The 14,856-nt window shown below is 54.2% G+C and carries 12 protein-coding genes; 3 read left to right on the top strand and 9 right to left on the bottom strand.

Annotated features, from left to right (window positions below; translation table 11 throughout):
- From L0666_RS17105 to L0666_RS17075, 7 genes are all read right to left on the bottom strand, one after another.
- Nucleotides 1-3,496 (bottom strand): DUF7507 domain-containing protein (locus L0666_RS17105; RefSeq protein ID WP_418888002.1); only part of this gene is annotated, 3,496 nt, incomplete at its 3' end.
- A gap of 399 nt (nucleotides 3,497-3,895) precedes the next feature.
- A complete protein-coding gene (gene rfbA / locus L0666_RS17100) occupies nucleotides 3,896-4,771 on the bottom strand; it encodes a glucose-1-phosphate thymidylyltransferase RfbA (RefSeq protein ID WP_235262612.1) in 876 nt (291 codons plus the stop codon).
- Nucleotides 4,768-5,616 (bottom strand): dTDP-4-dehydrorhamnose reductase, encoded by an 849-nt coding sequence (gene rfbD, locus L0666_RS17095; protein WP_235262611.1) that lies wholly within the window; start codon nucleotides 5,614-5,616, stop codon nucleotides 4,768-4,770. Before rfbD ends, rfbA begins: the two co-directional genes overlap by 4 nt.
- Nucleotides 5,613-6,653, bottom strand: a complete 1,041-nt coding sequence (gene rfbB, locus L0666_RS17090) for a dTDP-glucose 4,6-dehydratase (protein WP_235262610.1) — start codon at nucleotides 6,651-6,653, stop codon at nucleotides 5,613-5,615. Before rfbB ends, rfbD begins: the two co-directional genes overlap by 4 nt.
- A complete protein-coding gene (gene rfbC, locus L0666_RS17085) occupies nucleotides 6,650-7,204 on the bottom strand; it encodes a dTDP-4-dehydrorhamnose 3,5-epimerase (protein WP_235262609.1) in 555 nt (184 codons plus the stop codon). The genes rfbB and rfbC overlap by 4 nt, the downstream gene beginning before the upstream one ends.
- Before the next feature lie 68 nt (nucleotides 7,205-7,272).
- Entirely contained in the window at nucleotides 7,273-7,557 is a 285-nt protein-coding gene (locus L0666_RS17080; protein ID WP_235262608.1) for a hypothetical protein, read from the bottom strand.
- A gap of 128 nt (nucleotides 7,558-7,685) precedes the next feature.
- Nucleotides 7,686-8,861, bottom strand: coding sequence for a replication initiation protein (locus tag L0666_RS17075; RefSeq protein ID WP_235262615.1), 1,176 nt, complete (start codon nucleotides 8,859-8,861; stop codon nucleotides 7,686-7,688).
- 531 nt (nucleotides 8,862-9,392) lie between these two features.
- Here L0666_RS17075 and L0666_RS17070 point away from each other — a divergent pair.
- From L0666_RS17070 to L0666_RS17060, 3 genes are all read left to right on the top strand, one after another.
- Nucleotides 9,393-10,772 carry an AAA family ATPase gene (locus L0666_RS17070; protein ID WP_235262614.1) on the top strand — a complete coding sequence of 460 codons (1,380 nt, stop codon included), beginning with the start codon at nucleotides 9,393-9,395 and terminating at the stop codon, nucleotides 10,770-10,772.
- A 2-nt stretch (nucleotides 10,773-10,774) separates the two neighbouring features.
- Nucleotides 10,775-11,893, top strand: coding sequence for a ParB/RepB/Spo0J family partition protein (locus L0666_RS17065; protein WP_235262607.1), 1,119 nt, complete (start codon nucleotides 10,775-10,777; stop codon nucleotides 11,891-11,893).
- Between the two features lie 158 nt (nucleotides 11,894-12,051).
- On the top strand, nucleotides 12,052-12,897 hold the full coding sequence (locus L0666_RS17060) for an esterase-like activity of phytase family protein (RefSeq protein ID WP_235262606.1): 846 nt from the start codon (nucleotides 12,052-12,054) through the stop codon (nucleotides 12,895-12,897).
- A gap of 12 nt (nucleotides 12,898-12,909) precedes the next feature.
- Here the strand turns inward: L0666_RS17060 and xrtE are convergent, their stop codons facing one another.
- Nucleotides 12,910-14,508 carry an exosortase E/protease, VPEID-CTERM system gene (gene xrtE / locus L0666_RS17055; RefSeq protein WP_235262605.1) on the bottom strand — a complete coding sequence of 533 codons (1,599 nt, stop codon included), beginning with the start codon at nucleotides 14,506-14,508 and terminating at the stop codon, nucleotides 12,910-12,912.
- Nucleotides 14,509-14,583: 75 nt separating this feature from the next.
- A complete protein-coding gene (locus L0666_RS17050) occupies nucleotides 14,584-14,775 on the bottom strand; it encodes a hypothetical protein (protein WP_235262604.1) in 192 nt (63 codons plus the stop codon).
- Nucleotides 14,776-14,856 lie beyond the last annotated feature (81 nt).

Genomic DNA, 14,856 nt, shown 5'->3' with positions numbered 1-14,856 from the left:
AATGGCTGTACGTAATAACCGTACCAACAACTACTTCCGTGTCCGAACTCGCCGTCTTCTCAACCGTGAAAGACGGCGCACGGACCGGGCCATCAACAGTTACTTCAGACGTAACGGTGGCCGCACCAGTAGCCGAAGCGGATGCCTCGTTCACATATTCACCCGCATCGATGTCGTCTTGGGTAACGATATGAGAACCAGTACAGCTGTTGTCTGTCGCCAATGGCGCCAACGTGCCGATGTTACAAGTCAGCCCCAAAGTGGCATCCGTGACGACGATGTCGTCTAACGTTAGGTTCCCGATATTCCCGACTTCGATTGTGTATGAAATTACATCACCAACGGCTGCAAAGTCGCTCAGGTCGGCGGTTTTGCTCAGAGACAAAAGGCTGGTCTCGGCAAGCGGATCAATGGTGATCGTTGCGCTGTCTGTCGCGGTTTCGGTCAATCCAGTTGGGCTCGTGGCAAGGGCGCTGGCAGTGTTGTCGATTTGCCCGTTGTCCAGATCATCCTGCGTGACAAAGTAGCTGGCAGTACAGGTGGTGTTATCCGTCACCCCGGGTGCGAGACCTGTAATCGTACAAGAGAAACCGGGGATCAGCGGATCGGTCACGTCAACAGAGGTCAACGTCTGAGTACCATCGTTGGTTACAGCAAAGGTATAGATGATCTCTTCGTTCAACGTATCAAACTGTGTGCCACCATCCCCCGCGAGAGCTGTCTTTACCAATGTCAGTTCTGGCACAATATTCGCTGGGACCGTAGCCGAGCTGCTTGGCGACGTTACCGTCAGCCCTCCAACTTCAAAAGACGCCGAAGCGGTGTTGTTCACCTGCCCCGCATCAATGTCAGCCTGACTGACGGGACCATAGGTTCGCGTACAGCTAAAGCTGCTCGGCGTTGACCCGCTAGAGACCGGGAACAAGTTCAACGGTTGTTCAGTACAGGTAAACGGCGCACCGATCAGCGGGTCATCAATAGTAATCGGCTGGCTGCTGGCGATTGGAGTTTCGCCCGAGTTGGTCACCGTAAAGGTGTAGGTCAGCGTATCACTCAGGTCATCATAGCTCGCGGTGTCCGCAACCTTGTCCAATGTGATGCCCGGCGCACCCGCCTGCGGGATCGCAACACTGTCGGTGTTTGACGTGGTTGTGCCATCGCTAGCAGAGGCAACGTTTACAACCGTACCCGCCGCAACATCCGCGCCTGTGATCGTATAGGTCGCGCGGCATTCAATTGAATCTCCGGGCGCGATGTCACCGGCAGGACAGGTGATCGGCGACCCGAACTTATCATCCGTAATCGTTACAGCATCGGTGACTGTCACGTTACCGTCGTTGGTCACAGTATATACATAGTCGACCGTCGCACCATCAAAGAAGTCAGCGGCAAGGACGGGATCAGGGTCCGACGCTTTAACCAAGCTCAGCTCGGACGTTTGCGTTGCAGGAACCGTCAATGACACTTCGGGCGATGTTACCGTGTCACCATTGGCCGCGACGGCTGTGGCAGTTGCGGTGTTTGTCACGCCACCGGCGTCGATATCGCTTTGCAATACGTCATAAGGATCGGCGACGGATGTACAGGTCACACTGTCACCGGGATTGAGCGTGACAGCCGGACAGACAACGTCAACTTTGTCATCGCTCACCGCAAAGGTGCTGATGCGTGTGTTGCCGTCGTTGGTCAGTTCGTATTCGTAAACAAGTTCGTCCGTGTCCGCCGTAATCGGGTTGGCACCACTGGCGAGCGTTTTGACAATGTTCAGCTCTGTTTCAATAACAGCCGTGACTTCGGCATCGGCTGTGCCGTCCTCAGTTACGCCGCCAATAGTAATCTCGGCGTCGACGGTGTTGGGCACCGTACCGGTGTCCATGTCATCAAGAGTAATAGTGTAGGTGGCCGTACACGTAACGGAATCGTCAGGTGCAATCGCGCCGGCGGGACAGGCTTCATCACTTGTCAGTGCGTCCACGATAGTCGGTGGGCTTGGCCAAGTGACATTACCGGTGTTTGTGATTTCGATGTCATAAGCGATGACGTCGCCTTCTGCCGCATAAGTTGTCGGCGTGGCTGTCTTGGTGACATCCATTGTTGGCGTCGCGGCAGGGCCATCCAAAGATTCAGTATCGGACTCGCTTAGCGCGGTGTTGTCTGGGTCGGTCGCAGTGGCAGTCGCGGTATTGTCCAGCGTCTGGCCGCTATTGATGAAATCATCGATGTCATCTTGCGTAACCGTATAGGTGCCTGAACAAGTCAGCTGGTTCGCCGCGCCGGGTGCAGCAGGCGGGACCGGTGGCAGCAATGTGGCGACACTACATGAAAGCCCCGGAATAAGAGGGTCGGTCAATTCAACATCGGTAAGCGTCGTGTTGCCTTCGTTGGTGATCGTAAAGTCATATGTAATGACCTCACCCTCAGTGCTGAATGTGGACGGCGTCGCGACCTTCTCAACAGTCATGACCGAGTTAAAGGCCGGACCCGTCAAAGTAACCGTATCCTCCAGCGCACCAAGTGTGCCGTATTCCGGATCACCCGTCGCTTGGGCGATATTGGTCAGGGTCTGCGCGTCGACGTCTTCTTGCGTGACGGTGTAGTCCCCGGAACAGGTCGCAAAGTTGGGGGCTGGTGCGCCCGCTTCGACGCTCTCCAACAAGGTCGGAGTACAAGTCACTGCCCCGATCTTGTCATCAATTACCGAAATGTTGTCGATGTTCACCGAGCCGATGTTCGTCACAACGTAGTTATAGGTGATGACTTCACCAACTTGAGTAAAGGTTGTCGCGCCGCCATCGACAGTTTTCTCAAGCTCATAACCAGGCGCGATCGTTTCGATCAGACCATTGGCAAGGTTATCACCGCGACGGAAATCCCAATAGTTGTCGTTCGGGTCGTCATCATACACCTGCGACACAGTTTGTCCGGTGGACAGGATATTGTTGAGAAGCGCTGCGTTGGTGGACGCAAACCAAGCGGTGTTAAAAGTGTTGTTGCCAAAACCCGTTGCCGTACCAAAGCTGGTGTTACCGTCAGTGCTGGTAATCTCGGATGTGATGCCGGACCATGACCCAATATCGTAGCCGTTGATAAACAGGTTGATGTCATTTTCATCAAAGCCGCCAGGCTGGGTATCACCGTCATACGCAGAAAACCGGACGTCCATCCGCGCAATGGACCCACCGAAATAGTCAGCACAAGAAGAAAACCCACAATCCAACGAGATAGGATCGTTCACCGTAAACGGGTTGCCGCGGAACGCTGCGGGGTCGCCATTATTGTTGAATCCGCGGAATGCGCCATCAGGATCGCTGAACTGATAATAAATGTTCCCGTTAGCACCAGTCAGAACAATGACCACGCCACCCGCGGCAGGATACTCAGGCGGCAACGGAAGAGACGTCGGCGCAGGTACATTTTCGGTATAGGTGGTTGCGAACACCGCAGCGGAAAACAAACTAAGTGTTAGGGTTGCAGCTATGCGAAGAAAGGTCTTCATGTACTTGTACGCCCGCGTTAGTGATCTTGTTAGGTCATTGATGCCTTTTATTCCTTTCAAATGAAAGTGTTTCAAGGCGGTTCGACAAAGGAAATTCCCCCCCAAATCGCTGAAAAAAGAGGCATAAGTGAGGCCCTCGTTAACCTTGATTAACACAACACCCTGAGAAAACACGGAATTGGCGGGCCTTGTTTGTATTGCTGCCTTCCCTGCGGGTCACATTATTCGGTAGTTATTTGCAATCTTTGTCAGCGATAGCTTCGGCCAAACAGCGTCGCAATCAACCATGGGTAGGCTAACGTGACTACTCCGCAACCCCATGTACGATAGGCAGCAAAACCAGAAGAGCCAATAAAGACGCCAATTCCGACTAAGAGATCTGCAGTGGTCTCGCTCTGATTAGTCCACTAACTTTTTCAAGAACCTGCCGTAGTTGTTTTTCCCAAAGGCCTCAGCGTGCCCCAACAAGGTATCGCGTGATATCCAACCCATGCGGTAAGCAATTTCTTCGGGTGATGAAATCTGCAAACCTTGGCGGTCTTGCAAAGTGCGCACGAAATTCCCAGCATCCAACAATGACCCATGGGTCCCTGTATCAAGCCACGCGAAACCGCGCCCCATCTTCTCGACAGTCAAAACTCCATCGTTCAGATAAGTTTCAAGAAGGGATGTAATCTCAAGCTCCCCACGTTCAGATGGCGCCAAAGTCTTGGCCCGTTCGGGCGCGCTGCCATCAAGGAAATAAAGCCCCGTTACCGCATAGTCAGACGCGGGCACCTCCGGCTTTTCGACAATCTCAACGGCCTTCTTGCCGGTGTCATCAAACGTCACCACACCATACCGTTCTGGGTCTGTGACTTGGTAACCAAACACGGTGCCGCCGGTGTCTTGCGCATTTGCGCGCTGGAAAATCTCGGGCAATCCGTGTCCAAAAAAGATGTTATCGCCCAAAACCAAGGCCGACGGTGCGCCATCAAGGAAATCTTCAGCCAATAGATATGCTTGTGCCAACCCATCCGGGCTTGGCTGAATGATCCACTCAAACGAAAGACCCCAGCCACTGCCGTCACCCAAAAGGCGCTGGAACTGTGCTTGGTCCTCTGGCGTCGTAATGATCGCGATCTCGCGAATTCCCGCCAACATTAGCACGGACAGCGGATAGTAAATCATCGGCTTGTCATAGACCGGCAAGAGCTGCTTTGAGACACCCATTGTGATTGGGTAAAGTCGCGTGCCACTGCCGCCAGCCAGTATGATACCCTTCCGGTCGCTCATGATTTTAGCTCCTTAACGATAGCCGCAGTTGCAGCCTTCCAATCTGGGCGGCTAACGCCAAACTGCGCCAACAATGAGGCGTTATCCAGCCGCGAATTCAAAGGTCGTACCGCAGGGGTCGGATAGGCGCTTGTTGGGATATCCTCGACTACGGTGGATAATCCAGCGCACGTGAAAATCTCACGCGCGAAATCCGCCCAGCTTGCATCCGGTGCGCCAGACAGGTGATAAGTGCCCGCTCTTGATGGATCAACTGCAAGAGCTTCTGCCATTGTTAGACAGGTCTGAGCGATGGATGCCGCAGGCGTCGGGCCGCCAATCTGATCGGCGACAATCGTCAGGCTGTCGCGTTCAGCGCCAAGCCGTAGCATGGTCTTAAGAAAGTTGTTTCCGTGGGCCGAAAAGACCCAAGACGTGCGCAGAATGGCATAACGTCCACCAATGTCACGCAGCGCATCTTCTCCGACGAGTTTAGTGCGCCCATAGGCACTCGCAGGGCCAGTAGGGTCTACAGGACGAAATGCCCCCTGCCCTTCACCGTCAAAAACGTAGTCCGTAGAAATGTGGACAAAGGGCACATCAAGAGCTTTGCAAGCAACCGCCATTGCTGCGGGGCTATCCCCATTGATGACACGCGCCTCGTCTTCGTTTTCCTCGGCGCGATCAACAGCCGTATAAGCGGCCGCATTAATAACCGCTGTCGGCCGCAGTTTAGCAATGATGTCGGCACAGGCCTGTGGATCAGCCAAATCAGCCTCAGCGCGTGACAAGAATTGCGCATTGGGCGCCAGGGCTGCTAATTCGCTCGCCACTTGACCCGTTTTGCCAAAAACCAGCACGCTCATCCTTTGGTCCCCAAACGCGCGCCAACGCCTTGACGCTCAAGAAGGGGGCGCCACCACGCCTCATTATCCAGATACCAGCGAACCGTTTCCCGCAGACCCTGCTCTAGCGTTCTGGACGGGCTCCAGTTGAGCTCGTTCTGCATGCGCTGAGGATCAATCGCGTAGCGCAGATCATGACCGGGACGATCATCTACGTAGGTGATCAGATCCGCATGGGGGGCGCCTTGTTCGTGCATCTCGTCCATTAGGTCACAGATCTGAGTTACGATATCGATATTCCGAGCCTCGTTTTCACCACCAATGTTGTAGGACCGTCCGGTCTGCCCCTCGTCCAGCACTTTCAACAATGCCGTGGCATGGTCTTCCACATGCAGCCAGTCGCGCACATTAACCCCCTGCCCGTAAACCGGAATGGCCTTCCCATGCAGCGCGTTCAAAATCACAACCGGGATCAATTTCTCCGGGAAGTGATACGGTCCATAATTGTTCGAACAATTTGTGAGAACGACAGGCAGCCCATATGTCTCAGCCCATGCCCGCACCAAATGATCGCTCGACGCTTTGGACGCCGAATAAGGTGACCGCGGATCATAGGGGGTGTCTTCGTTAAACTGCCCCTCTGCCCCTAAAGAACCAAAAACTTCATCCGTGGAAATATGATGGAACCGGAATGCCTCAGGCCGACCTTTTTCCACCCAATACGCACGCGCAGCCTCAAGCATGTGATACGTGCCCATCACGTTCGTTTCGATAAATGCACCCGGTCCGTCAATAGAACGATCCACATGGGATTCCGCCGCAAGATGCATTACCTTGTCCGGCTGATGCTCCTCAAACACTCGATCAAGAGCTTGCCGGTCCCGGATGTCCACATTTTCAAACGCATAACCCTTGGACTGGGCAACGCTTGCCACATTTTCGAGACACGCCGCATAGGTCAGCGCATCAACGTTCACCACACTGTGCCCATCCGCAATCGCTTGGCGAACAACCGCAGATCCAATGAACCCTGCCCCGCCTGTCACCAAAATTTTCATGCTGATTTTCCAAACGGGCTAACAAAGTCTTTCATCGCAATGGCCTGCTCATCTTTTGCACTCAAGACGGGGTCCACAGACATGGGCCATTCGATCCCGCAACTGGACCACAACACACTGCCGTCCGCGTCCGCAGAATAAAAATCCGAACACTTATAAACGATTTCGGTGTCATCGGTCAGCGTCATAAATCCGTGCAAAAACCCTTCGGGCACCAACAGCTGTTTGCCATTCTCAGCGCTCAGCTCAATGCCGAACCAAGCCCCATAAGATGGCGATCCCACACGTACGTCGACCGCAACATCATATAGCGCACCCCGACCGCAGCGCACCAATTTGGCCTGTCCATGTGGCGGCGCTTGAAAATGCATCCCGCGCAATGTCCCAGCCTGCGCAGACACTGAATGATTGTCCTGTACGAACTCCACATCAATGCCGTGTGCTAACATCCGATCGCGGTTCCAACTCTCACTGAAAAAGCCGCGCGCGTCACCATGGCGAACAGGAGTTATAACAACCAACCCCTCAATAGGAGTTTCTTCAATTTTCATAGCGCTTAACCTGTTTAAATCCAATGACAGAGGAATATCATGGTAGCCCAAAGGCGCAATAGCGGCCTTTATGACGCCTTGCCCATGAGGCTCGCCAGCGGGAACGTTGACATTGTCCAACCCAAGCGCGGCACAATGTGGGGTGCCGCATCTTGGCGTACCTGCATTTGCCGCGATGATCGCTCAAGATTTCTCATCGCACCGGCAGACGTCTCAGGGGCGTCCCGTCCCGTTTCCTTAAGAAAAACGTCCAATGCAAATTCCAGCACAAGCGCGACATCCGCCAGCCCAGCTGCGTCTGCTTCGTCGCTTAACGCGCAAATATCCTCGAAGATCGCGTCCTCGTTCATCATTGATTTGTCCTGCCTGCTCGCGACCGATTATTCGGTGCATTATTACGGCAAGGATATCGAGCGCTTCCCGACCAGACCAGCCCAGCGAGCGCGCGCGAGCTATAAGCCGCCTAAATGCGACTTCTTCATCACATTTCGGAGGCTTCAAACGCTTCTGGTGAAAGCTCTGCCCAAAACGCGCGGATCGCATCAGCGTTGAGGGCTGACATCCATCCATGCCGTTCAAAATCGGCACGGTCAGCTGAATCGCTCAGACTATTTAGGAACAATCGCTTGTCGGCATCTCGCTGCCTCGCTGTGCGCGCACTGACCAAATCCTGTACGATCTTGAGCCGTGCAGCCCCCGCGCTCAGCGGGCCAGAATTCGACCCTATTTCAGTGAAATCGGCCTTCATTGCCGCGGTCAAATACCCAACCGGGTTGCGTACGCCGTCCTGTTTCTCGACGTACCCCAATTTGGCGACAACGTATTCCTCACCATGCTCACGTATCCATTGACGCGCCAAACGGTCGCTCACCCCTAGACCGCGCAGACGATTATAGACAGGTGCATTGCGTGTGCCTTCACCGTCATCAAGATCAAGAATGGCAAGTTGCGGGTTCTCTTTAATCAAGAAACGAATATCGCTGACCGCCCTGCCCCGCTTTTTGATTTCGGCGCTGACGACGATATTTGAGGTTTTGTTTACCTCAGCGATGGCCGGTTTGATGATCTTAGCGTTCAGATGTTTATAGGTTTCATAGTAGGCACTATCACCAACACCCATCAGCCTGCGAAACAGATCAAGGCTCCACCATCCGGTACTGCCAGTCCGCACGAACCGGTAACAATTCTCATAGAGAGCCAAGGCATGCCCACTGGTAAAGCGGCGCTGGATATTCAGATTGATCAGCGCGAACACTTTTGGATCGTTCATTTTCTCCGCTAATGCTGGCGAATAGGCATACTCGCACACCCCACCCTTTAGCTTGGCGTAGCTCAGCAGACTGGACACTCCCCATTCCTGCTGACCGTCGGCATCCAGCATGTCCCACTCAGCCACCGTCTCGGCCAGCCCCCGTAAGGACGCCTTTAGGGTATCCATATCGTTGGAGTTATAGCCGATCATTGTGCACAACGTTCGCGCGTCCATCGCATGGGTCGCCTGCAGGGTGAGCGTGTCGTAGGCATTCAACAGCAGCACATTGGACAATTTCCGCTGGAGTAGAGTCAGTTTTCCGGAAACGTGGATCGCCGCAACATGCTTTTTGACCGCGCTGCGACGAAGCGCACCTGTCAACGCGCTACGGTCGATATCGTCCATCATAGAATCTGCCCATTTCTCGTGCCATTTTTGGCTTGGGGATAATGTTACCCAAAAGGAACCCAAAATCAAGACCTCCTTGGGTTCCTGAACGGCCGTGAAAAGTGAGCCCGTATTCGGATACCTTTGGGCATGGCGCCGTTCTTAAGGGACCCATCTACGGGATCGACCAACACTGCCAGAGTCCTGAACTGGCCCGAGAATGCTTAGATAAGTGTCTAATTAGGCGGAAACCGCAGATTGGTCCTTCACTTCCCGCGAATCGGCGCCCTTCATCCCGAATCAGGGTGCCTTTCATCCCGCAAACAGGCCCCTTTCGTCCCGTATGCGGATACCAATATGCCAATAAGTACCTGATAAAAAATAATTTTTTCTTCGCAAAGTCTATAAAGATAACTAAAGACTCTACAGTCTTTTAGTGTGCCTTTCTCTTTTTCTACTAAGAATAGAGACAGTATTATTCCAATCTCACCGGTCATGTGCCATTGTTTCGAAATAATCACAAAGATAGCAGTACATCCCAGAGGTTACATGACATCATCGAGCAAATCTAATCTACCGCCATACTTCGGCATTGATCCGGAAGAAGCGGCTTCCCATCTCTCTGACCCTATCGACACGACTCGATTCGCGAAAGCCGCTGCTTTTGGTGCTAAGGGACGAGAGGATCTAGCGAAACGCGGCTATGCTCCTGACGGGCGGAAACGACTGCGTAAGTTCTCGACGTGGGAAGTTTGCAAGTATCTCATCCCGCTCGCCCCGGCCCATTTTCGGCGCGTCCTAAAAGCCAATCCCGACCTCCCACAGGGAGACGGCGAAGGCGGTACAAAGTGGTTCTCCCTCGAGGATATCATGAAGCTGAGGGAGCACTTTCAAGCAGAAGGCTCATCCTCAAAGGAATACAAGAGCTGGCGCCCTGAAGGTCTGCCCGCAAAAGTGATTGGTGTAGCGAACTTCAAAGGCGGCGTTGGTAAAACGTCCACGTGTGCGCACCTCGCGATGAGTGCCGCTTTGGATGGCTACCGTGTACTTGTCATCGATCTCGACAGCCAAGGCTCTATGACTTCGATCATGGGCGGTGAAGTGGAAGATGAATGGAAGACCGCCTTCCCTCTTTTAGCTAAGGATTTCGGCCGGCATCTGGAGTCAGAAAACCTCGTCCGGGCCGCTCAAGGCTACGCACCGATTTCATTCGATGAAACCATTAAGGAAGCTTTGACGGTTTCGTCGCGAAACCTCATCCAAAAAACCCATTGGCCCAATATCGATCTGATTGGCGCCCAGCTGAACTTGTACTGGTCCGAGTTCCAGGTTCCCGTTTGGCGGATGCAGAGCAAGACTTGGCCGTTGTGGGATGCCCTGACCAACGCATTGGATGGTGAAGGTATCTTGGATGACTACGATCTTGTCTTCCTCGATACGCCGCCCGCTCTCGGCTATCTTACAATTAACGCGCTTGCCGCGGCGGATATTCTGATCGTTCCGATGGGTGCTTCGTTTCTGGAATTCGATTCAACGGGACGCTTCTTTGATATGCTATATTCGACCTTTGCATCGATTGAGGAGGGCGAGAACCGTGTGCGGCGGCGTGACGGGTTGCCGGAGATTAAATTTGAATGGGATGCGGTTCAAACGCTGATTACGCGGTTTGATGCTTCTCAGCAGACAGACTTGGCCAATGTCATTCAGGCTTATTTCGGAGACTTCATGGCGACCTACCGACAAGAGACGACCGTAATGGTCGGGCAGGCTGCAGAGCAGGTGAATGGCATTTACGAAGCAGACCACCGGCAATTCAATCGTGATACTTATGTGCGTGGTCGAGAGGCGTTCGACCAAACTTGGTCTGAAGTGAAGATGTTGATCTTAGGTAGTTGGTGGCGCGATATGAACATAGAGAAGGAGGATTAAGAATGGCTAAACGACGTAGACTGGAGGCGCCGAGTTCCGCTGATCTTGATAAGTTAGAGGAGGAGTTTCGCCGCGAAACCCCCATCTCTGATCCCCTTCGGGCCGCACCGATCGCACAGGTTGCCCGCGAGACGGCGCAGGCGATTGAAGTTGCGGACCCAAAAGAGCGCGCTGAAAGGGCGCGTGATGAGGCGGATGCTGTAAAATATCGAGAAATCGCCGATAAAGAGCTGATTTTACACGATATTCCTATCAATGAGATTGATAAAGATAGCATGGTTCGTGATCGATCTGTGATGGATTCAGTTGCGCTTCAGGAGCTGCACGATTCTATTCTCAAGAATGGAATGCGTTTGCCTATTGAGGTTTATGAGCTTCCTGAAAGCTCTAGCCGGGCAGGGCAGGGCGCACGTTATGGCCTGTTGTCGGGGTATCGGCGGCTGAGCGTCTTGCGCGATTTGCACGCCAAAATGGGGGAGGGCCATTTCGAGACCGCACGCGCGATTGTCCGCACCCCTGCCGCGGATGCAGATCGTTTTGCCGCGATGGTTGAAGAAAACGAAATCCGCCAACAGTTGAGCCACTACGAACGTGGCCGCATCGCTGCGATTGCCGCGGATCAGGGTGTGTTCGCCAATACCGAAGCTGCCGTTCAAGCAATGTTCCCAACGGCGTCTAAAGCAAAGCGGTCCAAGATTAGATCATTTGCGATGATCTTTGAGGACCTTGGCGACATTTTGGATTTTCCAGAGAACCTGCGGGAGAAGGATGGTCTTAGGATTGCTGGCGCGCTGCGTGATGGTGCAGAGCAGCACTTGCGCAAAGCATTGGAGACGGGGCGGGGCAGGGACGCCGCGGCCGAGTGGGCGACCCTAAGCGATGCGTTAGATGCCCTCGAGGTACCGTCCGAGCGAAGTGCGCGAGGGGGGCGGCCCAAAGCTAAGAAGTTGAATGCGCCGGGTTGGAACGGAAACACGCTGTTGTTGTCCAGTGGCATCAAAATCAAGAAGGGATCTGACGCAAAGGGTTATTCCATCCATTTGTCTGGCGATGGGCTTTCGCCGGATATTCTAGAGGGTGTAATCGAACGTATTTCCTACTTGCTTGAGAAGCCGGATTGACGGTGAATTGCGCAATGAGCCGATCTGAGCGGTGCCCGCGATCAACTGGTGCGCGGTGGCAAATTCGAGGTGGTTTAGTGTCTAAACACCTCCAATCGAGGGACTGTCTTCGTTGGATCCGTGAGGCGTGTTCGCGCGCTATTTTGGGGACGGTGGTCATGACCTGTCTAGGGTCCACGGCTGTGCGGGCAGATACCTTAGCCCATATCGGGACGTTTACATGGGAGAGCGACGCAGTGGTTGGTCTGTCTGGGCTGGAGGTGTCTGAGGACGGAAATACCTTTTATGCCGTTGGGGATCGGGGTTGGTATCTTACCGGTACCTTTGATCGTCAGGAACAGCAGATCGTTGGGATGAATGTGACGCAGTTGTTGCCCATCCTTGGCAATAACGGTTTGCCGGTGTCGGCGCGCCGTATCGGTGATTGGTCTGATGCCGAAGGATTGGCCATCGCGCCAGACGGAACCTTCTGGATTTCGTTCGAACGATGGGCCCATGTATCGCGCTATAGCGATCCCGAAGAGGCGGGCCAGTGGATCAAGGATCACGAAACGTTTTACGATTACCGTAACAACCGCCAACTTGAAGCTTTGGCCGTGCATCCCGACGGCACGCTTTACACGTTCCCGGAACGACCAGCGGGGCAGGGGTTCCCGATCTATCGCTTGGACGAGGATCAGTGGTCCATCCAAGGGCATATTGCAGAACAAGACGGTTTCTCGATCGTCGGCGCAGATTTCGATGAGGCAGGCCAGCTGTATTTGCTCGAACGAAAGTTGATTATCGGTCTTTGGTGGCAAAACAGGGTACGGCGGCTGGAAGTGAATACCCCCGAGGATGTAGAAACTCTTTGGACTGGTGGCCGTGGCGAGTTCTTTAACGTCGAGGGGATCGCGGTTTGGCGTGACGAAATTGGCCCACGTCTGACGATGGTATCGGACAATAATGCTGACCCCGACGAACCTACGCAATTTATCGAGTTTAGGGTCGATCCGGTGCAGTAGTGTCGGTGTTGATCAGATCATTGAAAGGTTTTGCGTTGCGACGGCAGCTGCGAAGATAAGTGCGTTTGCAACAGCGTGCGCTACGATGGCGTCGGTGATGTTTCTCCGTCGCGCTGCAACCCATGAGAACAGCAACCCTGCCACGAAGGCTTCTGCCCAGCGACCGTGTAGGGCCGCAAATAGCAGGGCAGTTGCAGTCGCGCTTACGATGACCCACGCTGTACTGGTGCCAAGGCGTAGGCGCTGTTCAAGGTAGCCCCGAAAGAACAACTCTTCGATGAGAGGGACCAGAAGGATCGTTCCGATGCCACGAAACACAAACCACGCCACAAGGAGCACGCCAGTCAGGGTTCCGTAGGGTGCGACGTCATCTGAGGGTGTTGTCGGGATCAGGATCCAATATGCGGCGATAAATGCGCCAACACCCAAAGCAACCGGATCGAGCCGCCATGGTAGGCTGAGGTAGTACTGCAGCATGAGGCCAACCACCGCGAGCATCAACACCACGCGGATCGGGTAGACGGCTGCGGGCGTTTGGCTCAGCGTTGAGGCGACGAGCGCACTGAGCATGAACACGATGAAGGGCAAGATACGCGCGACCATCGGGTCTTTGAGGAACGGGAGGGGAGTGCGGGCCGTTGTTGGCGCCTCAGCGGTCGTTTTGCGAAGGGCTGGGACGGTTTGTGCCAAGGCAATGATGCCGAGGGCCACAAGCGTAAACATCATCCAACCTGCGTGGCTGTGGAAGCCACCAACTGCCAGTTCGGGGTTACCTCGCAGTCCGATGGCTAAGAGCGCGCTGATCCGGACGATGTTGAACAATGCGGACGTTAGGATGCCGATTGGGTAGAGCACGAGTGCGAGGGGGAAGCGGAGTTCTTTGCGGAACAGCCACAGGTACAGGCTGACAAACAGGGTGACGAGCGCGATGCCTTCGATGCCTGAGCAGACGTTTGCGATCCGGATGAAGAAATCACCAGCGCCAATAACCTTTCGGGCGGGTTCTGCAATGATGTCGTAGTCGGTGAACGCGAATATGGCGACGACGATATCGAATGTTTTGTCGGCGATCCAATCTATCGACCAGATTGGTTGCAGGTAGACCGAAAGATAGGGCGCTAATGCCGCAACACCTAACGCCGGAACGAGAGTTGACCATTCGGTTGCAACAAAGGCACGCCAGCGGGGCAGGGGCGCGACATACAGCGCGATACCAGTCAAAATGAGAGTTAAACCGATGGCCCAGAGAATGATTGGTGCAACGGGCCCTTGAGAGCCTCCGAGAAGCCCGAGAGGGACAAATGCCACCCCCACCCCTAAGATGTTAACTAATAGCGGCCAGAGCCTCTCTCCGGCGGCCTGAGTAAGGGTATTGAGCGGGGCGGGGCGCAGCATCCAGAGGAGCGCCGTGGCGCCAATCATACAATAGGTTGCTACAAGGGCACGGCTGGCTGTGGAGCAAACAGTGCTGCCCCAATTGGCAATACAGTCAAAATCGATGAGATGTTTGAAGACAGTTCCAAGCACTGTCAGCTCAATCAGAAGCAATCCGATGGCCAGTGTGACGCCCCACTTGTTAGATCGTTGGTCTTCTGTGGTTGTCGCACTCATCGGACGGGGCATCCCTTTGGAAACAGAACAGGCCCGCACCTAAAGGCGCGGACCTGAAGTTTGTAGTTTGCTTAGTTACGCAGCGCGACGGCTACGCTCCCATACCAGCAACACAACAGCGGCGATCGCTGCGATAGCAGCAGTGCCTTGTAGGGCGCTGATTTCTGGAACTGCAGTACATGCTGGTTCACCGATACCACCACATGCCGCAAATGCGGAAGTTGTGGATGCGATCAGCGCTGTAGCCGCAAGAGCAAGCTTCTTCATAAATGTTCTCCCCTTTGGATGAACGGTTAACTCGGGACCACAAATTTGTCCCGATCGGCAGGGGCTCTGCCTATGCCGACG

The sequence above is a fragment of the Octadecabacter algicola genome (genome assembly GCF_021532625.1).
Classification (GTDB): domain Bacteria; phylum Pseudomonadota; class Alphaproteobacteria; order Rhodobacterales; family Rhodobacteraceae; genus Octadecabacter; species Octadecabacter algicola.
Note: the sequence above shows the minus strand (reverse complement) of the source record. Positions and strands in the feature narration are given on the sequence as shown.